17 protein-coding genes are annotated in these 19,504 nt (G+C 54.6%); 5 read left to right on the top strand and 12 right to left on the bottom strand.

Annotation, left to right across the window (positions count from 1 at the left end; all coding sequences use genetic code 11):
* Positions 1–15 precede the first annotated feature (15 nt).
* From surA to apaH, 5 genes are read left to right on the top strand one after another with little or no spacing between them, the layout of a single operon-like run.
* On the top strand, positions 16–1,308 hold the full coding sequence (gene surA / locus LH23_RS08665) for a peptidylprolyl isomerase SurA (protein WP_008461725.1): 1,293 nt from the start codon (positions 16–18) through the stop codon (positions 1,306–1,308).
* Positions 1,301–2,290, top strand: coding sequence for a 4-hydroxythreonine-4-phosphate dehydrogenase PdxA (gene pdxA, locus LH23_RS08660; RefSeq protein WP_039290222.1), 990 nt, complete (start codon positions 1,301–1,303; stop codon positions 2,288–2,290). The genes surA and pdxA overlap by 8 nt, the downstream gene beginning before the upstream one ends.
* A complete protein-coding gene (gene rsmA, locus LH23_RS08655; RefSeq protein WP_039290219.1) occupies positions 2,287–3,111 on the top strand; it encodes a 16S rRNA (adenine(1518)-N(6)/adenine(1519)-N(6))-dimethyltransferase RsmA in 825 nt (274 codons plus the stop codon). Before pdxA ends, rsmA begins: the two co-directional genes overlap by 4 nt.
* Before the next feature lie 3 nt (positions 3,112–3,114).
* On the top strand, positions 3,115–3,492 hold the full coding sequence (apaG, locus tag LH23_RS08650) for a Co2+/Mg2+ efflux protein ApaG (RefSeq protein ID WP_039290216.1): 378 nt from the start codon (positions 3,115–3,117) through the stop codon (positions 3,490–3,492).
* Positions 3,493–3,496: 4 nt separating this feature from the next.
* Positions 3,497–4,348, top strand: a complete 852-nt coding sequence (apaH, locus tag LH23_RS08645; protein WP_039290213.1) for a bis(5'-nucleosyl)-tetraphosphatase (symmetrical) ApaH — start codon at positions 3,497–3,499, stop codon at positions 4,346–4,348.
* Positions 4,349–4,384: 36 nt separating this feature from the next.
* Here apaH and folA read toward each other — a convergent pair whose 3' ends face one another.
* From folA to ileS, 12 genes are all read right to left on the bottom strand, one after another.
* On the bottom strand, positions 4,385–4,864 hold the full coding sequence (gene folA / locus LH23_RS08640) for a type 3 dihydrofolate reductase (RefSeq protein ID WP_008461713.1): 480 nt from the start codon (positions 4,862–4,864) through the stop codon (positions 4,385–4,387).
* A 205-nt stretch (positions 4,865–5,069) separates the two neighbouring features.
* Entirely contained in the window at positions 5,070–6,932 is a 1,863-nt protein-coding gene (gene kefC / locus LH23_RS08635) for a glutathione-regulated potassium-efflux system protein KefC (RefSeq protein ID WP_039290210.1), read from the bottom strand.
* Positions 6,925–7,455, bottom strand: a complete 531-nt coding sequence (gene kefF, locus LH23_RS08630; RefSeq protein ID WP_039290206.1) for a glutathione-regulated potassium-efflux system oxidoreductase KefF — start codon at positions 7,453–7,455, stop codon at positions 6,925–6,927. The genes kefC and kefF overlap by 8 nt, the downstream gene beginning before the upstream one ends.
* Before the next feature lie 104 nt (positions 7,456–7,559).
* Positions 7,560–7,793, bottom strand: a complete 234-nt coding sequence (locus LH23_RS08625; protein ID WP_039290203.1) for a YgdI/YgdR family lipoprotein — start codon at positions 7,791–7,793, stop codon at positions 7,560–7,562.
* Positions 7,794–7,932: 139 nt separating this feature from the next.
* Positions 7,933–11,157, bottom strand: a complete 3,225-nt coding sequence (gene carB, locus LH23_RS08620; RefSeq protein WP_008461705.1) for a carbamoyl-phosphate synthase large subunit — start codon at positions 11,155–11,157, stop codon at positions 7,933–7,935.
* 18 nt (positions 11,158–11,175) lie between these two features.
* A complete protein-coding gene (gene carA, locus LH23_RS08615; RefSeq protein WP_039290200.1) occupies positions 11,176–12,324 on the bottom strand; it encodes a glutamine-hydrolyzing carbamoyl-phosphate synthase small subunit in 1,149 nt (382 codons plus the stop codon).
* 457 nt (positions 12,325–12,781) lie between these two features.
* On the bottom strand, positions 12,782–13,603 hold the full coding sequence (gene dapB / locus LH23_RS08610) for a 4-hydroxy-tetrahydrodipicolinate reductase (protein WP_039290197.1): 822 nt from the start codon (positions 13,601–13,603) through the stop codon (positions 12,782–12,784).
* Between the two features lie 159 nt (positions 13,604–13,762).
* Complete coding sequence (gene rihC / locus LH23_RS08605; RefSeq protein WP_039296470.1) at positions 13,763–14,680, bottom strand: ribonucleoside hydrolase RihC; 918 nt, start codon at positions 14,678–14,680, stop codon at positions 13,763–13,765.
* Between the two features lie 71 nt (positions 14,681–14,751).
* A complete protein-coding gene (ispH, locus tag LH23_RS08600; protein WP_039290194.1) occupies positions 14,752–15,702 on the bottom strand; it encodes a 4-hydroxy-3-methylbut-2-enyl diphosphate reductase in 951 nt (316 codons plus the stop codon).
* The gene (fkpB, locus tag LH23_RS08595) at positions 15,683–16,153 is read right to left on the bottom strand and encodes an FKBP-type peptidyl-prolyl cis-trans isomerase (protein ID WP_038475687.1); all 471 of its coding nucleotides are present in this window, start codon (positions 16,151–16,153) and stop codon (positions 15,683–15,685) included. The genes ispH and fkpB overlap by 20 nt, the downstream gene beginning before the upstream one ends.
* 3 nt (positions 16,154–16,156) lie before the next feature.
* Positions 16,157–16,663: a signal peptidase II gene (lspA, locus tag LH23_RS08590; RefSeq protein ID WP_039290186.1), complete on the bottom strand. Its 507-nt coding sequence runs from the start codon at positions 16,661–16,663 to the stop codon at positions 16,157–16,159.
* Positions 16,660–19,476 (bottom strand): isoleucine--tRNA ligase, encoded by a 2,817-nt coding sequence (ileS, locus tag LH23_RS08585; RefSeq protein WP_039290183.1) that lies wholly within the window; start codon positions 19,474–19,476, stop codon positions 16,660–16,662. The genes lspA and ileS overlap by 4 nt, the downstream gene beginning before the upstream one ends.
* Positions 19,477–19,504 lie beyond the last annotated feature (28 nt).

The raw sequence follows: 19,504 nt of genomic DNA, 5'->3' as shown, positions 1-19,504 counted from the left end.
TAAAATGGAAAAAGTATGAAGAACTGGAGAACGCTGCTTCTTGGTGTCGCACTTGTGGCAAACACAACTTTTGCAGCCCCGCAGGTTGTCGACAAAGTAGCTGCCGTAGTCAATAACGGCGTAGTCCTCGAAAGCGATGTTGACGGCTTAATGCAGTCCGTCAAAATGAACTCACGCGACGCGGGGCAACAGCTTCCCGACGACGCGACGCTTCGCCATCAAATCATTGAACGTCTGATCATGGATCAAATCATCCTGCAGATGGGCCAGAAGATGGGTGTGAAGATCACCGACGATGAGCTCGATCAGGCCATCGCCAACATCGCCAAACAGAACAACATGACCATGGATCAGATGCGCAGCCGTCTGGCCTATGATGGCGTGAACTACAACACCTACCGCAGTCAGATCCGTAAAGAGATGACGATTTCGGAAGTGCGTAACAATGAAGTTCGTCGTCGCGTCTCAATCCTGCCGCAGGAAGTTGATGCCCTGGCACAACAGGTTGGCAACCAGAACGACAGCAGTACGGAACTGAACCTGAGCCACATCCTGATTGCGCTGCCCGAAAACCCAAGCTCGGCTCAGGTTGATGACGCAGAAAAACAGGCGCGTAACGTTGTCGATCAGGCGCGTAACGGGGCAGACTTCGGCAAGCTTGCTATTAGCTATTCTGCCGACCAGCAGGCGCTGAAAGGCGGCCAAATGGGCTGGGGTCGGATCCAGGAACTGCCTTCTATTTTTGCCCAGGCATTGAGCACGGCGAAGAAAGGCGACATTATCGGGCCTATCCGTTCAGGCGTTGGCTTCCACATCCTGAAAGTTAACGATATGCGCGGCCAGAACCAGAATATTTCTGTGACTGAGGTTCACGCCCGTCACATCCTGCTGAAAACGTCGCCTATTATGAACGATACCCAGGCTCGCCAGAAGCTGGAGCAAATTGCCGCTGACATTAAGAGCGGGAAAACCACCTTTGCTGCTGCCGCGAAATCGTTCTCTGACGATCCTGGTTCAGCAAACCAGGGTGGCGATCTGGGCTGGGCGGCAACGGATATTTATGATCCAGCTTTCCGCGACGCACTGCAGAAGCTGAACAAAGGCCAGATGAGCGCCCCGGTGCACTCTTCCTTCGGCTGGCATCTGATCGAACTACTTGATACTCGTAAAGTCGACAGAACTGATGCGGCGCAAAAAGATCGTGCCTACCGCATGCTGTTCAACCGCAAGTTCTCAGAAGAAGCGCAAACCTGGATGCAGGAACAGCGCGCCAGCGCTTACGTGAAAATCATAGGCAGCAATGGCTAACATCTTTCGTGTGACCATCACTCCCGGCGAACCCGCCGGGATTGGTCCCGACCTGGTCGTCGCGTTAGCGCAACGCGACTGGCCCGTTGAACTGGTCGTCTGCGCTTCTCCAGAATTGCTACTCGCCAGAGCCTCTCTGCTCGGCCTCCCCCTGACGCTCCAGCCTTTCGAAGCAAATCAACCGGCAAAACCGCAGGCTGCAGGTACGTTGACCGTGCTGCCCGTTGAGCTACGTGCGCCGGTCGTTCCAGGGCAACTGGATGTACGTAACAGTGCTTACGTCGTCGAGACGCTCGCCCGGGCATGCGATGGCTGCCTGAGCGGAGAGTTTGCCGCGCTGATTACCGGGCCAGTACACAAAGGCATTATCAACGATGCCGGTATTCCGTTTATTGGTCACACCGAGTTCTTCGAAGAGCGTTCGCACAGCGAAAAAGTGGTGATGATGCTGGCCACGGAAGAGCTGCGAGTTGCGCTTGCCACAACGCATCTGCCGCTAAAAGCAATTTCTGACGCCATTACGCCGGATTTACTACGCCAGATTGTCACCATCCTGTATCATGACCTGCAAACCAAATTTGGTATCCCGCAGCCGCATGTGCTGGTTTGCGGTCTCAATCCGCACGCCGGGGAAGGTGGCCATATGGGCACCGAAGAGATAGACACCATCATCCCGGTGTTAAATGAGATGCGCGCTCTGGGGATGCACCTTTCTGGCCCATTACCGGCAGATACGCTATTCCAGCCTAAATACCTCGATAGTGCCGACGCCGTACTGGCGATGTATCACGATCAGGGTCTGCCCGTGTTGAAATACCAGGGCTTCGGCCGCGCGGTAAATATCACGCTGGGATTACCTTTTATCCGTACCTCGGTTGACCACGGCACCGCTCTTGAGCTGGCAGGCCAGGGAAAAGCCGATGTCGGCAGTTTTATTACGGCGCTTAATCTCGCCATTAAAATGATTGTAAATAGTCAATGAATACTCGAGTCCACCAGGGCCACCTTGCCCGCAAACGTTTTGGACAAAACTTCCTTAATGACCAGTTCGTTATCGACAGTATTGTCTCCGCAATTAACCCACAGCCAGGCCAGGCAATGGTCGAAATTGGCCCAGGCCTCGGCGCACTGACCGAGCCTGTGGGCGAACGCATGGATAAACTGACCGTTATCGAACTGGACCGCGATCTTGCTGCCCGTTTGCAAACGCATCCGTTCCTGGCTCCTAAGCTGACCATTTATCAGCAGGATGCCATGACCATGGATTTCGGCGATCTTTCGCAGAAAATTGGCCAGCCGTTGCGCGTTTTCGGTAACCTGCCGTATAACATCTCTACGCCGCTGATGTTCCATCTCTTTAGCTATACTGATGCCATTGCAGACATGCACTTCATGCTGCAAAAAGAGGTGGTTAACCGCTTAGTCGCCGGGCCAAACAGCAAAGCGTATGGCCGCCTGTCGGTGATGGCGCAGTATTACTGCAACGTTATCCCTGTGCTGGAAGTACCGCCAACGGCGTTTACGCCAGCGCCAAAAGTGGACTCTGCCGTTGTGCGTCTGGTGCCACACACGACGTTACCGCACCCGGTTAAAGATCTGCGCGTGCTGAGCCGTATCACGACGGAAGCCTTTAACAAGCGTCGTAAAACCATCCGTAATAGCCTCGGCCATCTGTTCAGTGCCGACGTGCTGGCGGAGCTTGGCGTCGATGCGACACTGCGTGCGGAAAACATTTCCGTTGAGCAGTACTGTAAGCTTGCAAACTATCTGGCTGAACACCCACAACAGCCATCGGAGAGCTAAACCATGCTTGATTCGCCCCGCGTATGCGTACAGGTGCAAAGCGTTTATATTGAGTCGCAATCCTCACCGGATGAAGAACGTTTCGTCTTTGCGTACACAGTCACTATTCGCAATCTGGGGCGAACCGCAGTTCAGCTACTTGGCCGTTACTGGCTAATCACCAACGGTAACGGCCGAGAAACCGAGGTTCAGGGCGAAGGTGTTGTCGGCGAACAGCCGCACATTGAGCCTGGCAACGACTACCAGTACACAAGCGGAGCGGTTATCGAAACGCCGCTCGGCACCATGCAGGGCCATTATGAAATGGTCGATGCACAGGGAGAGGCCTTCAGGGTCGAAATCCCGGTTTTCCGTCTGGCCATTCCAACTTTCATTCACTGATACCATGTCTACATATCTGATTGGCGATGTTCACGGCTGCTACGATGAACTGATCGCGTTGCTGCAGCAGGTTAATTTCAACCCTGAAGAAGATACGCTGTGGCTGACAGGGGATCTGGTGGCTCGCGGGCCTGCTTCCCTGGAAGTGCTGCGCTATGTTCGCAGTCTGGGTGACAGCGTAAGAGTGGTGCTTGGTAACCACGACCTGCATCTGCTGGCCGTCTTTGCGGGCATCAGTCGAAACAAGCCTAAAGACCGCGTTACGCCGCTGCTGGAAGCGCCTGACGCCGACGAGCTTCTCAACTGGCTTCGTCGTCAGCCGCTCATTCAGGTGGATGAAGAGAAAAAACTTGTTATGTCACATGCGGGGATCACGCCGCAGTGGGATATCAACACCGCGCTGGCCTGCGCGCGTGATGTCGAAGCCGTTCTATCCAGCGACAGCTATCCGCTGTTCCTGGATGCAATGTATGGCGACATGCCCAACAACTGGTCCAGCGATCTCTCCGGTCTGGCTCGCCTGCGTTTCATCACTAACTCACTCACCCGCATGCGCTATTGCTTCCCTAACGGCCAGTTGGATATGTACTGCAAAGACACACCGGACAAAGCGCCTTCACCGCTGAAACCCTGGTTTGCGATTCCGGGCCCCGTTACCGACGAATATTCGGTGGCTTTTGGTCACTGGGCATCGCTGGAAGGAAAAGGTACGCCGGAAGGGATCTATGCGCTGGACACGGGATGCTGCTGGGGAGGAGAACTGACCTGCCTGCGTTGGGAAGATAAAACCTGGTTCGTACAGCCTTCAAATCGTCAGCAGGATAGCGGCGAAGATCAAACCGCTGCCGCCTCTTAGAGATTACCCCTCTCTCTATCGAGAGAGGGGTAAAACTTAACGACGCTCCAGAATTTCGAAGCAATAACCGTGGGAGTTATTCTCGTCGGCATCGTGGAATTCACTGAAGGTTGACTGCCACTCATCCGGATCGTAATCCGGGAAATGCGTGTCCCCTTCCACTTCCGCATCAATATGGGTCAGGTACAGGCGCTGTGCCTTGGGCAGGAACTGCTCGTATACGCGTCCCCCGCCAATCACCATAATTTCTTCGGCATCACCGCAGGCTTTGATAGCCTCTTCCACCGATTTCACCCACTCAACGCGATCGTCATTTCCGGCCTGGCTGCTGATCACGATGTTTTTACGTCCCGGCAGCGGGCGACCAATAGACTCCCACGTCAGGCGCCCCATAACGACAGGTTTATTAAGCGTATTGCGCTTGAACCAGGCAAGGTCGGCAGGCAAATCCCATGGCATGGCGTTTTCCATGCCGATAACGCGATCCACCGCTAAAGCAGCAATCAGACTGATCATTTAAATAACCTAAGGATGATGAAAAAAATTGCCGCCACTATACGGAAAGCGCAATCTTTCGTCGACAGGGGGCAAGGCGCGTAACGAGAATTTTTTTTATTCTGCTGCGGCCATCGCGCCCTGATTTTCAACTGCAGGATATGGAACAAGGGGTTAGCGTTAACCCCCGTTCACTATAAGGAAAAGTAAATATTTTTCAGCAAGTTCACTCTGCTGGCCTGACCGGGGGTTCGTCGGAAAGCTTACCACTGTGAAGCCCTTCTTTCGTTCCCTGCCAGCCATCACGTTGGATAACGTGCAGGTGTGCACGATCCTCGTTAATAACCTCTGTCAGCATCGCGCTGTTACGCTTAAAGACATCCGCACGCTCGGCTGTCTTGTCGTCCGTCGGCACCATTTCTTCAAGCATTTGCAGGTTAAAGCGGCGGAAGTGGTCAGCTCGCTCACGCGCTTCGTATTTACCCACGCCCAATCCCTCCAGCGCGCGGCGGCCAATCTTCAGTGAGCTCTCGAACGTTTCACGTTCCGGCATCTCTACCCCCGCCTGGCGCAGGCGGATGTAGTGATTAATATCACGCGCACGGGCAAGGATTTGCAGATGCGGGAAATGTTCTTTCGCCAGCTCAGTGAGTTGCATGCTAGCTTCAGGATCGTCAATGGCGTTAATCAGCACTTCAGCTCCTGCGGCTCCGGCTGACTCAAGCAGGTCAACGCGGGTGGCATCTCCGTAAAAGACTTTGGTGCCAAATTTTCGCAGCGTCTCTATATGGTCAGGGTCGTGATCCAGGATAACCACATTCACTCCGCTGCTCAGCAACAGACGGCCGGCAATCTGCCCAAAGCGCCCAAAGCCCGCGATGATGACCCGAGGTTGCTCTTCATCAATCTCGTCGGCCTCTCCTGCCTGCTCGCTGCCCGTTTTCTCGAGCCTGTTCAGCAGAACAAGGAGTAAAGGCGTGGCTGCCATGGATAGCGCCACGGCAAGCGTCAGCGACTTCGACCAGCCGTCGTCCAGCACCTGCGCCATATGCGCCGCCCCGAAGATAACGAAGGCAAACTCACTTCCCTGCCCCAGCAAAACGGCAAACCAGCGGCGCTGCCTGCGAGGCACTTTTAAAGGCTTAGCGACCAGCCAGAGCACTAGCGTTTTAATGACCAGGAAACCGACCAGTAGGACAAGAATGCGCAGCGGGTTGTCGAGCAAAGTCCCGAAGTCGATAGACATCCCAACCCCGATAAAGAACAGCCCCAGCAGCAGGCCTTTGAACGGCTCAATATCACTTTCCAGCGCGTGACGATATTCGGAGCTGGCTAACAGCACCCCGGCAAGAAACGCCCCCATTGCCATCGACAACCCGGCCTCTTCGAGCAGCAGGCCAAAGCCAAACACCAGGAACAGGGCCACGGCGCTGAACACTTCACGTAACCCCGAACGCGCCACAAACCGCAGCACTGGCCGGGTGACATAGCGCCCAAGCAGTACAACCAAAGCAAGCGCCGCCGCTACCTTAAGCGCGGAAATTAAAAACGTCGCAAAGGTCATGGTGCCACCGCTGCTCGCCAGCAGCGGGATCATCGCCACCAGAGGGATCGCCGCGATATCCTGGAACAGCAGCACGGCAAACGCGCCTCGCCCCATCGGGGTGACGGTCAGGTTACGTTCGTTCATCGCCTGCATGGCAATCGCAGTGGATGAGAGCGCCAGCGTCAGGCCGATAAGTAATGCGATCTTCCAGTTAAGTCCCATCACGATACAAAACGCGCCGAGTGCCAACCCGCAAGCTGCCATTTGCAGAAAACCGCCGCCAAATACCGAAGCGCGAAGCGTCCATAGCCGCTGAGGATCAAGCTCAAGCCCGATAACGAAGAGCATCAGCACCACGCCAATTTCAGCAAAGTGCAGAATAGTTTCGGCATCGGTCACCAGCCCTAGCCCCCACGGCCCAATAATACAGCCGGCAATCAGGTAACCCAGCACAGAACCTAATCCGAGCCGCACGGCAATAGGCACGATAAGCGCGGCAGAACCGAGATAAATCAATGCCTGAATTAAGCTATGGCTATCCACGGTGAGCCTCCTGCCAGTCAATTAAACGCTGCTTATAGTCATCCGCCTGGCGGGCAAGCGTAAATTCATCACAAACAAAGGTGAAATGAATCGCGAAGGCAGGAAGCCACTGCATTCCGCAGTAGAGCGCCGTGGCCTGCAGAGGCTGGGCGAGAACGTCAAATCCTGGGTGATCGCCCAGTTCGAAATGTTTTTCGCTGCCGCCGGTTGTCACGGCCCACATAACGTCTTTACCGTGCAGGGCATTCCCGCCTTTGCCGTATGCCCAGCCGTGCGAGAGCACTTTATCTATCCATAATTTCATCAACGGCGGCATACTGTACCACTGCATGGGATGCTGCCAGATAACCAAATCAGCGCGGCTTAACGCCTGCTGCTCAGCGGCAATGTCGATATTAAAGTCGGGATAAAGCTCATAGAGGGAGCGAATCTCTACCCCCGGAAGCGCTTTGGCTCGCTCAAGCATTTGCCGGTTGGCATGGGAATGCTGGGGATAGGGATGCGCATAAATTATAAGAATCATTGTTAAGCCTGTCTTCACTACTGCCTTTAATGACAGTGAGTTTAGTCAGTTAATCGACAGGCTAACAGTCAATATTGCTGAGCGTGTTGTTGGATATTTCTTAACTAGTTATCCAGCTCGCTCATCTCTTTCACCTGGTCACGGTTGATCTGCTCGGTTTTACCCGTTTCGGCATTTTTGTACGACACCAGGCCCGTGTCTTTATCAACCTGCGGTTTACCGTCGGTCACGATAGTTTTGCCATCGTTGGTTTTAACCGCCTGATTGGACGAGCAGCCCGCCACGGTCAGCAGCGTTGCGGCAGTGAAAAGGGAAGCAAGTAAAGTTCGTTTCTGCATGGTGTTCTCCCAGCGTGTTTAGTCATTTTCAGTTGTGTGCAGGTAAACTGTAGACTATCTCGCTGGGTATAAAATAAAACGGCCTCTTTTCAGAGGCCGTTGGCGTTATTTTCGGAACATTCTTTCAGGATGTGAAAGATTAGCCCTTAATTTGGGCATGCATTTCCTGCACCGAAATCACCTTCTCGGTAGCATCGGCATTCAGCGCCATCGCCGTAGCGAAACCGCCGTTCAGCGTGGTGTCATAATGCACTTTGTACTGCAGCGCGCTGCGGCGAATCAGCTTGGAATCTTCAATCGCCTGGCGACCTGCGGTGGTGTTGATGATGTAGGTGTATTCGCCATTCTTGATACGGTCCTGAATGTGCGGACGCCCTTCATGCACCTTGTTCACCAGGCGTGGGTTAATACCCGCTTCGCCCAGCACAATCGCTGTACCATGGGTCGCATCCAGCTCGAAGCCCTGTTTCAGCAGCTTCGCGGCCAGGTCAACTACGCGCTCTTTGTCACCTTCACGCACGGAGAGAAGCGCGCGGCCTGGCTTACGCATGGTGGACTGGCTGCCCAGCATCGCTTTAGAGAAAGCTTCTGCAAAAGTACGGCCTACGCCCATCACTTCCCCGGTAGAACGCATTTCTGGCCCTAACAGCGGGTCAACGCCTGGGAATTTATTGAACGGCAGCACCACTTCTTTCACCGAGTAGTAAGGCGGGATGATTTCTTTGGTGACGCCCTGCTCAACCAGCGTTTTGCCTGCCATGACGCGAGCGGCAACTTTCGCCAGCGGCACGCCCGTCGCTTTAGAAACGAACGGCACGGTACGCGCGGCACGTGGGTTCACTTCAATCAGGTAAACTTCATTGTCCTTCACCGCAAACTGCACGTTCATCAGGCCACGCACCTGCAGCTCGAAGGCCAGTTTCTGCACCTGTTGGCGCATCACATCCTGGATTTCCTGGCTCAGAGTGTAAGCCGGCAGAGAACATGCGGAGTCACCGGAGTGAACGCCCGCCTGCTCGATGTGTTCCATGATGCCGCCAATCAGCACGGTTTCACCGTCGCAAATGGCATCCACGTCCACTTCCACCGCATCGTCAAGGAAGCGGTCAAGCAGCACCGGTGCATCGTTGGAAACGCTCACCGCGGTCTGGAAGTAACGGCGAAGGTCTGCTTCGTCGTAGACGATTTCCATCGCGCGGCCGCCCAGCACATAGGAAGGGCGAACCACCAGCGGGTAGCCAATCTGAACTGCTTTCTCTACCGCCTGCTCGATAGCCGTTACGGTGGCGTTAGCAGGTTGCTTCAGTTTCAGGCGCTCAACGGCGTGCTGGAAGCGCTCACGGTCTTCCGCACGGTCGATAGCATCCGGGCTGGTACCGATAACCGGCACACCTGCCGCTTCCAGCGCACGAGCCAGTTTCAGCGGAGTCTGGCCGCCGTACTGTACGATGACACCTTTTGGTTTCTCAACGCGGACGATTTCCAGCACGTCTTCAAAGGTGACAGGCTCGAAGTAGAGGCGGTCGGAGGTGTCGTAGTCGGTAGACACGGTTTCCGGGTTACAGTTAACCATAATGGTTTCGTAACCATCTTCACGCAGCGCCAGCGAGGCGTGTACGCAGCAATAGTCGAACTCAATGCCCTGGCCGATACGGTTTGGCCCGCCGCCCAGCACCATGATTTTGTCACGGTCATGGTTCGGGTTCGCTTCACACTCTTCTTCATACGTGGAGTACATATACGCGGTGTCGGTCGCGAATTCTGCCGCACAGGTGTCTACGCGTTTGTAGACAGGGTGCAGGTTATATTGCTCGCGCAGTTTGCGAATTTCAGCTTCACGAACGCCAGCCAGTTTAGCCAGGCGCGCATCCGCAAAACCTTTGCGCTTCAGCATACGCAGGAAGTCATGGTTCAGGCCGGTGATGCCCACTTCAGCCACCTGCTCTTCCAGACGCACCAGCTCTTCAATCTGCACCAGGAACCAGCGGTCGATGTTGGTCAGATTGAACACGCCATCTACGGACAGGCCCGCGCGGAATGCATCAGCCACATACCAGATGCGCTCTGCGCCCGCGTCTTTCAGCTCGCGGCGGATTTTGGTCAGCGCTTCCGGGTCATCCAGGCTAACTTTCGGGTCGAAGCCGGTAGCGCCCACTTCCAGGCCACGCAGTGCTTTCTGCAGTGATTCCTGCTGAGTACGGCCGATAGCCATGACTTCACCCACGGATTTCATCTGGGTGGTCAGACGGTCGTTTGCGCCAGCAAATTTCTCAAAGTTAAAGCGAGGAATTTTCGTCACAACATAGTCGATGGACGGTTCGAAGGAGGCAGGAGTACGGCCGCCGGTGATGTCGTTCATCAGCTCATCAAGGGTGTAACCGACCGCCAGCTTCGCAGCAACTTTAGCAATCGGGAAGCCCGTAGCTTTAGACGCCAGTGCGGAGGAACGGGACACACGCGGGTTCATCTCGATGATAATCAGGCGGCCCGTTTTTGGGTTCACGGAGAACTGAACGTTTGAGCCGCCGGTTTCCACGCCGATTTCACGCAGTACCGCCATCGAGGCGTTACGCATGATTTGGTATTCTTTATCGGTCAGCGTTTGCGCTGGCGCCACGGTGATGGAGTCACCGGTATGAATCCCCATCGGGTCGAAGTTTTCGATAGAGCAGACGATGATGCAGTTGTCGTTCTTATCACGCACCACTTCCATCTCGTACTCTTTCCAGCCAATCAGCGACTCATCAATCAGCAGCTCTTTGGTTGGGGAGAGATCCAGGCCGCGCTCGCAAATCTCTTCAAACTCTTCGCGGTTATAAGCGATGCCGCCGCCGGTGCCGCCCATGGTAAAGGATGGACGAATGATGCACGGATAACCCACGTCTGCCGCAACCGCCAGCGCTTCTTCCATATTGTGCGCGATGCCGGAACGAGCGGTGTCCAGGCCGATTTTTTTCATCGCAATGTCGAAGCGACGACGGTCTTCAGCCTTGTCGATGGCATCCGCGGTAGCGCCGATCATGGTGACGCCGAACTCTTCCAGTACGCCCTGACGCTCAAGCTCCAGCGCACAGTTCAGCGCGGTCTGGCCGCCCATGGTTGGCAGCACCGCATCCGGGCGCTCTTTTTCGATGATTTTGCGTACCACTTCCCAGTGAATTGGCTCGATGTAGGTTGCATCCGCCATTTCCGGGTCGGTCATGATGGTGGCCGGGTTGGAGTTCACCAGAATAACGCGGTAACCCTCTTCACGCAGCGCTTTACAAGCCTGCGCGCCAGAGTAGTCAAACTCACAGGCCTGGCCGATAACAATCGGGCCCGCACCGAGGATCAGGATGCTTTTTATATCTGTACGTTTTGGCATGGTCTTCTCGGCTCCTGATTATTTAGCGGTAGAACGGTATTGCTTAATCAAATCGATAAAGTGGTCAAACAGCGGTGCGGCGTCGTGCGGCCCCGGGCTCGCCTCAGGGTGCCCCTGGAAGCTGAACGCGGCTTTATCGGTACGATGAATCCCCTGCAGGGTGCCATCGAACAGTGATTTGTGGGTTACGCGCAGGTTAGCAGGCAATGTGGCCTCATCAACCGCGAAACCGTGGTTCTGCGCGGTGATCATCACGCAGTCTTTATCCAGGTCTTTTACCGGGTGGTTGCCGCCGTGGTGACCAAACTTCATTTTTACGGTGTTGGCACCGCTGGCCAGCGCCAACAGCTGGTGGCCAAGGCAGATACCAAAGACAGGAATGTCTGTCTCCAGGAAGGATTTGATTGCGCTGATGGCGTAGTCGCAAGGTGCCGGGTCGCCAGGGCCGTTAGAAAGGAAGATGCCATCCGGGTTCATCTTCAGCACGTCTTCCGCTGGCGTTTGAGCAGGCACTACCGTCAGGCGGCAGCCTCTGTCCACCAACATACGCAGAATATTGCGTTTCGCGCCGTAGTCATAAGCCACTACGTGGAAAGGTAACTCTTCGGTTTTTGCCGCTTCTGGCAGGTCGCCTTCCAGCGTCCAGCTCCCCTGCTGCCAGGTGTAAGCTTCTTTCGTGGTGACTTCTTTGGCGAGATCCATACCGTTCAGGCCAGGGAACGCTTTCGCTTTTTCCAGCGCCAGGGCTGCATCTACGTTATCGCCCGCGATAATACAGCCGTTCTGGGCACCTTTTTCACGCAGCAGGCGGGTCAGCTTACGGGTATCAATATCGGCAATCGCCACGATGTTATGGCGCTTAAGGTAAGAAGAAAGGTCTTCGGTGCTGCGGAAGTTGCTGGCAATCAGCGGCAGGTCACGAATGACGAGGCCTTGCGCATGAACCTGGGAGGATTCTTCGTCGGCTTCATTGGTGCCGACATTACCGATATGAGGATAAGTAAGAGTGACGATCTGGCGGGAGTAGGAAGGATCAGTGAGGATTTCTTGATAACCGGTCAATGAGGTATTGAAAACGACTTCACCCACTGCCGTACCCGATGCCCCAATGGCCCGACCGTGGAATTGGGTTCCGTCTTCCAGAACCAACAGCGCTGACTTAATCAAAACGTCCTCCAGGGAATAAACATTCAATTTATTCGCATATTAATTCAAAACTAACGCCTGAATCAAATGCAAAAAGCGTCTGCCCTACGGATTTTTGGCAAACGGCGGCATTCTAGAGACAAGCCGGGTAAAAGTCTACCTTAAGACGAAGTTTTTATGTCTCTTTTGCCGCTCAGAGTAAAAAGATCTGATTTGAAGGTCAAAATAACCAGCTAACCTGGGGAAAGTAATCGGTTGCCGACCATGAATACTGGAAAAGTGGAGAGAGGGTAGTGAAAAAGTGGACCAAGTGGTCAAAATTAACATTACAACAACACAAAAACAGATAATAACTACTATTTTAACGTCTCACATGCATAAATTAATACCAAACATTTAAAAAATAAAAGGGTGAAATTAATCACCCTAAAATCAATCAATTAAAAACAAACAACCACATTTATAAGGATGCGTTTAACTACAAATTATTGAGATCTAGCACATCTCGCATATCAAAAATACCGTTCTTTTTACCTTTAAGCCATGAAGCTGAACGAACGGCCCCATTAGCAAACGTCATGCGGCTGGAAGCCTTGTGGGTAATCTCAACCCGCTCGCCAATATCTGCAAACATCGCGGTATGCTCCCCGACGATATCGCCCGCACGCACGGTGGCAAAACCAATGGTGCCAGGCACACGTTCACCGGTATGGCCTTCGCGGGTATAAACGGCACAATCTTTAAGATCTTTGTCCATCGCCTGAGCAATCGCTTCACCCATCGCCAGCGCGGTGCCTGACGGGGCATCCACCTTGTAGCGGTGGTGGGCTTCGATGATTTCAATGTCGGTGTAATCGCCCATGACTTTTGCCGCTTTCTCCAGCAGCTTCAGCATGACGTTCACGCCCACGCTAAAGTTTGCCGCGAAAACAATCGGGATCTCACGCGCCGCATCGTTGATAGCCTGCTTGCCGGCTTCATCAAAACCCGTCGTGCCGATGACCATGCCTTTGCCATACTTGAGGCAAAATGCCAGGTGAGCCAGCGTCCCTTCTGGACGGGTAAAATCAATAAAAACGTCGAAATCGTTAGCGACCGCATCCAGGTTATCGCTGACCAGCACCCCTGTTTTTGCCGCGCCGGCCAGCTCACCCGCATCACTACCGACCAGGGAAGAACCCGGGCGCTCAAGTGCTGCACCAAGCTGAACGCCATCCAGCTGTAAAGCCGCCTGAATTAACTGGCGCCCCATACGGCCGCCCGCGCCCGCAATGGCTACGCGAATCTGTGCATCATGCATATCATTACTCTTTGGTTAAATAATTCGTAAAAACGTTATCAGGTTAACCAGCCCTCTAGCAGGCCGCCAGCCGAAAACACCCATAATTAGAATTTACTGTCATGGTCCGGCAGTTATCAATTACGCAGATAATTCCCCTGCTTTTAATGGGATAATTATTCACGGTGCCAGCGCCAGAACGTCAGAAACCCACGCCTGAAAACCGGGAACATCGATATCCAACGCAACCTGAGCGTTTGCCGGACGTTCAAGACGATGTTCGAGATCCACCACTGTGGTTCCGCTGGTATAGGTGCCGTGCGTTTCTACCGCGACAAAGCAAGGGAATGTCTGGAACAGTTCGGGCTTAACCAGCCACGCAATGGCGGTCAAATCATGCATTCTCAGCCCGGTTTCCATGCTTCCGCTGCGGTAATGAGTGAATAGTGCGTGCAGCATCTTCCCGGTGCGATTCAATGCTGGCAACTGAGCCAGAAATTCAGGCGTAAGCATTGCACGATTTGTCACATCCAGCCCGCACATGACGATATCCAGCCCGCTGTCAAAGACGCGGGCTGCCGCCTCAGGGTCAATGGCCATATTAAATTCAGCCGTCGGCGTAAAGTTGCCCCGCCCTGCAGAGCCGCCCATCATGACCACGCGTTTAATACGCGTCTTACATTCAGGGTACTGCGTCAGCAGCATGGCGACGTTCGTCAGTGGACCAATGGTAACCAGAGTCACCGGCTCGTCGCTGCTTTTCAGACAATCGTGCATGGCCTGGAATGCGGGAATTGGCAGTTCACGACGAGATGTTTCGGTGAAGACATACCCTTCCATCCCCGACTCGCCGTGCACATAAGCGGCATCCCGCAGCGGACGCAGCAGCGGGACAGAAGCCCCTTTCGCCACGGGTGTCTCTTTCTGCCAAAACTCCAGCAGTTGAAGGGCATTACGCGTAGTTTTGTCCACCGAGACATTTCCAGCCACGGTAGTGATGAGTTTCAAATCCAGTTGGGGGGCAAATAAGGCCGCGGCAAGGGCAACCGCATCGTCGATACCGGGATCGGTATCAAGAATAATCGGGGTTCTGGCCATGCTTTTCTCCATAAAAAATGCCAGCGGGCATACACCAGCTGGCATCTTCTCATAAACGGAAACCAGCGACGCTAATCCACTTCACGGATGTCCACGCGCAGTTCACGAGGTACTTCAAACACGATGTTCTCTTCGCGCCCGGTCAGCTCCTGAGCTTCACTCCCACCCAGCTCACGCAGGCGAGTGATAACATTCTGCACCAACACGTCCGGTGCAGAAGCCCCGGCGGTAACGCCGACGCAATTCACGTCTTTGAGCCAGGACTCCTGAATATCAGACGCATCATCAATAAGCCAGGCAGCTTTCCCCATCCGCTGCGCCAGTTCGGCAAGACGGTTAGAGTTCGAGGAGTTTTTGGAGCCTACCACCAGCACAACATCAGCTTCCGTGGCCAGCGCCCGAACCGCTTCCTGACGATTGGTCGTGGCGTAACAAATGTCGTCTTTGCGCGGGCCGATGATTTTCGGGAAGCGCTGACGCAGGGCATCAATCACATCCGAGGTATCGTCCACGGAAAGCGTAGTTTGGGTCATAAACGACAGATTGCTTTCGTCTTTGACCTCAAGCGTCCAGACATCGTCCGGTGACTCAACCAGGTACATGCCCCCTTTCGGGTTGCTGTACTGGCCCATGGTGCCTTCCACTTCTGGATGGCCGGCATGGCCAATCAGAATGGACTCTTCACCACGACGGCTGGCACGCGCCACTTCCATATGCACTTTAGTCACTAACGGACAGGTGGCATCGAACACTGTCAGCTCACGGCTTTTGGCTTCGTTACGCACCGCCTGAGAAACGCCGTGCGCCGAGAAAATCAGGATCGCGCCGTCCGGCACTTCGCTGATTTGCTCGATGAAAATCGCCCCGCGCGCTCGCAGGCTATCCACCACGTAGCGGTTATGCACCACTTCGTGGCGAACGTAGATTGGCGCGCCGTAAATTTGCAGCGCGTTTTCGACAATGCTGATAGCGCGGTCGACCCCAGCACAAAAACCTCTGGGATTAGCCAACAGGATCTGCATTCAACGCCTCCAGCACCGGATTAACTTCCAGCACTTCAATATCAAAATGGATAGTCTGCCCGGCCAGCGGATGGTTAAAGTCCACGGTGATAGAGTCACCGTTAACTTCACGCACCACGCCCGGCATTTCGCTGCCATCCATTGCGGTAAACAGCATAATCGCACCCGGCTCAGGCTCGCCCGCCTCAACAAACTCACGACGCGAAAAATACTGAATCATGTCCGGGCTTGGAATGCCAAAGGCCGATTCTGGCGCCAACGAGAAAGCTTTTTTATCACCAGCCTTCAGGCCAACCAGCTGGTCTTCCATACCCGGGGACAATGTCTCATCCCCAAGGCGGAACAGCGCAGGCTTACCGTTCGCACGGGTTGACTCCGCGGTGGAGCCATCTTCAAGCTTTAGCGTAAAGTGCACCAGCACCGCGCTGTTGGTTTGTACGGACTCAGCCATGGATTACCCTTTTTGCTTTGCGGGCTTGTCAGAGGAGACAAAGAAGCCCTCCAGCACAATCAGCGCCGCGCCGATACAGATTGCGGTATCGGCCAGATTGAAGGTGGCAAAGTGCCAATCGCCAACGTAGAAATCGATCATGTCGACGACAAAGCCGTGCCACAAGCGATCGAACAGATTGCCGAGCGCACCACCAATGATTAACGCATAGGCGATGTTATTCAGTTTCTGGCTAGCTTTAGCGCGATACATCATCCACACCAACGCCACGCAGATACCTATCGCGATACCCGCGAAGAACCAGCGTTGCCAGCCGCCTTTATCGGCCAGGAAGCTAAACGCCGCGCCGTAGTTACGGGCATAGTGCAAATTCAGGGACGGGAACAGCGAAACCGTATCCCCCAGCATGAAATGCTGGAGGATCAGATATTTACTGCCCAGGTCCACAATCAGCACTACCACCACCAGCCACAGCCAGCGCAATCCGGTAGAGAAAATGGGTTTCATCAAGCAAACTTACGTTGTTCGCCGTCACCGGCTACGTTGCTGACACAGCGGCCGCAGATTTCTGCGTGCTCCGCTACCTGACCGATATCGGTGGTGTAATGCCAGCAGCGCGGGCACTTCTCACCGTCGGCTTTACGCAGAGCTACTTTCAGCCCCTTGAGGATTTCGCTCTGCTGAGCGTCATCGCTCGCCTGCGCATAATCGGCAACCGCAGCCCCGGAGGTCAACAGGACAAATCGTAATTCGTCGCTCAGGCTGTTCAACTTCGCCGCCAGCTCTGCGTCAGCGTACAGCGTCACTGCCGCTTCCAGAGAACCACCGATGCGCTTATCAGCACGAGCCTGCTCGATGACCTTGTTCACTTCGCCACGAACGGTCAGCAGCGTGTCCCAGAACTCACCGTTCATTGCTTCGCTTTCCGCCAGGCCAAACAGACCTTCGTACCATTCACCGGTGAACACGTACTTCTCGCGCGAGCCTGGCAGGTAGCCCCAGATTTCATCGGCGGTGAAGGACATGATCGGTGCCATCCAGCGAACCAGGGCTTCAGCAATGTGGTACAGCGCGGTCTGGCAGCTGCGACGCGCCACGCTGTCCGCTTTCGCGGTGTACTGGCGGTCTTTGATGATGTCTAGGTAGAACGACCCCATTTCCACGGAGCAGAAGCGCATCAGGCGCTGCACCACTTCGTGGAAATCGTAGTTTTCGTAAGAGGCGATGATATCCGCCTGAGCTTCTTGCGCACAGCCAACGGCCCAGCGATCCAGCACCACCATTTCTTCCGGTTTCACCATGTCGGTTTCTGGATTGAAGCCGTTCAGGTTGGCCAGCAGGAAGCGAGCTGTATTACGGATACGGCGGTAAGCGTCAGCGGAGCGTTTCAGGATCTCGTCGGAAACGGCCATTTCGCCGGTGTAATCGGTAGAGGCCACCCACAGACGCAGAATGTCCGCGCCGAGTTTGTTCATCACATCCTGCGGGCTAACGGTGTTACCGATAGATTTGGACATCTTGCGGCCCTGACCATCCACGGTAAAGCCGTGGGTCAGTACCTGACGGTAAGGCGCTTTGCCTTTCATCGCCGTGGAAATCATCAGGGAGGACATGAACCAGCCGCGATGCTGATCCGAACCTTCCAGGTACATATCCGCTGCGTGGCCATGGAATTCTGGACGTACGTCGACAACGGAAGAGTGAGTCGATCCTGAATCGAACCAAACGTCCAGGGTATCCGGCACTTTAACGTAGTTGTCTGCGTCGTCGCCCATGATGTCGCGCGGATCGAGATCCCACCACGCCTGGATACCGTCCTGCTCAACGCGCTTAGCGACTTCTTCCATCAGCTCGAGCGAGCGTGGATGCAGTTCTTCGGTATCCTTGTGCACGAACAGGGACATCGGCACGCCCCAGGTACGCTGACGCGAGATACACCAGTCAGGGCGGTTTGCCACCATAGATTCGATACGCGCCTGGCCCCAGTCAGGGATCCATTGCACGCCTTTGATCTCTTTCAGGGACTGCGCGCGCAGGCCTTTCTGATCCATGCTGATAAACCACTGTGGCGTTGCACGGAAGATGATCGGCGTTTTGTGGCGCCAGCAGTGTGGGTAGCTGTGCAGCAGTTTTTCAACGTGTAGCAGAGCACCTTTATCACGCAGAATGTTAACGATCAGGTCGTTCGCTTTGAACACCTGAACGCCGTCCAGACCTTCATAGGTCCCCGGCAGATAGCTACCGTCCGGGCCAACCGGGTTAGCGATTTCCAGGCCGTATTTCTGGCTGATGGTGTAGTCGTCCGGGCCGTGGCCACCGGCGGTGTGTACCGCACCGGTACCCGCGTCCAGAGTGACGTGATCGCCCAGAATAGCCGGCACGTCAAAGCTCATGAACGGGTGCTTAAAGCGCAGCAGCTCAAGCTCAGCGCCTTTCACGGTACCGAGAACCTGGTAATCAGTTACGCCAGCGCGCTTCAGCACGCTTTCCAGCAGGTCTTTCGCTACGATCAGCGCCTGGCCTTCAATCTGCACCAGCACGTAATCGAACTCAGCGCCCAGAGAGATAGCGCGGTTAGCTGGCAGGGTCCACGGCGTTGTGGTCCAGATAAGCAGAGAAATCGGGCCATTAACGGCAGAAGCACCAAACTTAGCTTTCACCGCATCGGCATCAACAGCATTGAACGTCACGTCGATGGACGGGGACGTTTTGTCGTAATACTCAACTTCGGCTTCTGCCAACGCAGAACGGCAGTCAACGCACCAGTGAACCGGCTTAGCACCTTTGTGCAGGTGACCATTGCCGATGATTTTGCCCAGTGCACGAATGATGTTGGCTTCAGTATTGAAGTCCATGGTCAGGTAAGGGCGAGACCAGTCGCCCAGCACGCCCAGACGGATGAAGTCTTCGCGCTGGCCGTTAACCTGATTAGCGGCGTATTCGCGGCATTTTGCACGGAATTCTGCTGCGGTGAATTTCTCACCCGGTTTGCCAAATTCCTGCTCAACCTTAAGCTCGATAGGCAGGCCGTGACAGTCCCAGCCCGGCACATACGGCGAGTCGAAGCCAGAGAGCCCTTTGGACTTGATAATAATATCTTTCAGAATCTTGTTAACTGAGTGACCAATGTGAATGCTACCGTTCGCATAAGGAGGGCCATCATGCAAAATAAAGGTTTTTTTGCCTTTTTTCGCATTACGGATGATGCCGTACAGATCGTCATCATTCCAACGCGCCAGCATGCCCGGTTCGCGCTTGGCTAAGTCGCCGCGCATCGGGAACCCTGTTTCAGGCAAATTTAGGGTAGATTTAAAGTCACTCATTAGATTCTCGGTTCCGTATTTCGGTTAG

The organism is Cedecea neteri (assembly GCF_000758305.1).
GTDB classification, from domain to species: Bacteria; Pseudomonadota; Gammaproteobacteria; order Enterobacterales; family Enterobacteriaceae; genus Cedecea; species Cedecea neteri_C.
The sequence above is the reverse complement of the archived record's forward strand: the minus strand, read 5'-3'. Positions and strand labels throughout refer to the sequence as shown.

What these genes read in the sequence shown, in the direction of transcription:
- LH23_RS08625 (WP_039290203.1), bottom strand. Translation starts at nt 7,793, where the DNA reads ATGCAGAAACGAACTTTACTTGCTTCCCTTTTCACTGCCGCAACGCTG.
- rihC (WP_039296470.1), bottom strand. Translation starts at nt 14,680, where the DNA reads ATGGCCAGAACCCCGATTATTCTTGATACCGATCCCGGTATCGACGAT.
- pdxA (WP_039290222.1), top strand. Translation starts at nt 1,301, where the DNA reads ATGGCTAACATCTTTCGTGTGACCATCACTCCCGGCGAACCCGCCGGG.
- kefF (WP_039290206.1), bottom strand. Translation starts at nt 7,455, where the DNA reads ATGATTCTTATAATTTATGCGCATCCCTATCCCCAGCATTCCCATGCC.
- apaG (WP_039290216.1), top strand. Translation starts at nt 3,115, where the DNA reads ATGCTTGATTCGCCCCGCGTATGCGTACAGGTGCAAAGCGTTTATATT.
- rsmA (WP_039290219.1), top strand. Translation starts at nt 2,287, where the DNA reads ATGAATACTCGAGTCCACCAGGGCCACCTTGCCCGCAAACGTTTTGGA.
- ileS (WP_039290183.1), bottom strand. Translation starts at nt 19,476, where the DNA reads ATGAGTGACTTTAAATCTACCCTAAATTTGCCTGAAACAGGGTTCCCG.
- fkpB (WP_038475687.1), bottom strand. Translation starts at nt 16,153, where the DNA reads ATGGCTGAGTCCGTACAAACCAACAGCGCGGTGCTGGTGCACTTTACG.
- ispH (WP_039290194.1), bottom strand. Translation starts at nt 15,702, where the DNA reads ATGCAGATCCTGTTGGCTAATCCCAGAGGTTTTTGTGCTGGGGTCGAC.
- apaH (WP_039290213.1), top strand. Translation starts at nt 3,497, where the DNA reads ATGTCTACATATCTGATTGGCGATGTTCACGGCTGCTACGATGAACTG.
- carB (WP_008461705.1), bottom strand. Translation starts at nt 11,157, where the DNA reads ATGCCAAAACGTACAGATATAAAAAGCATCCTGATCCTCGGTGCGGGC.
- surA (WP_008461725.1), top strand. Translation starts at nt 16, where the DNA reads ATGAAGAACTGGAGAACGCTGCTTCTTGGTGTCGCACTTGTGGCAAAC.
- dapB (WP_039290197.1), bottom strand. Translation starts at nt 13,603, where the DNA reads ATGCATGATGCACAGATTCGCGTAGCCATTGCGGGCGCGGGCGGCCGT.
- folA (WP_008461713.1), bottom strand. Translation starts at nt 4,864, where the DNA reads ATGATCAGTCTGATTGCTGCTTTAGCGGTGGATCGCGTTATCGGCATG.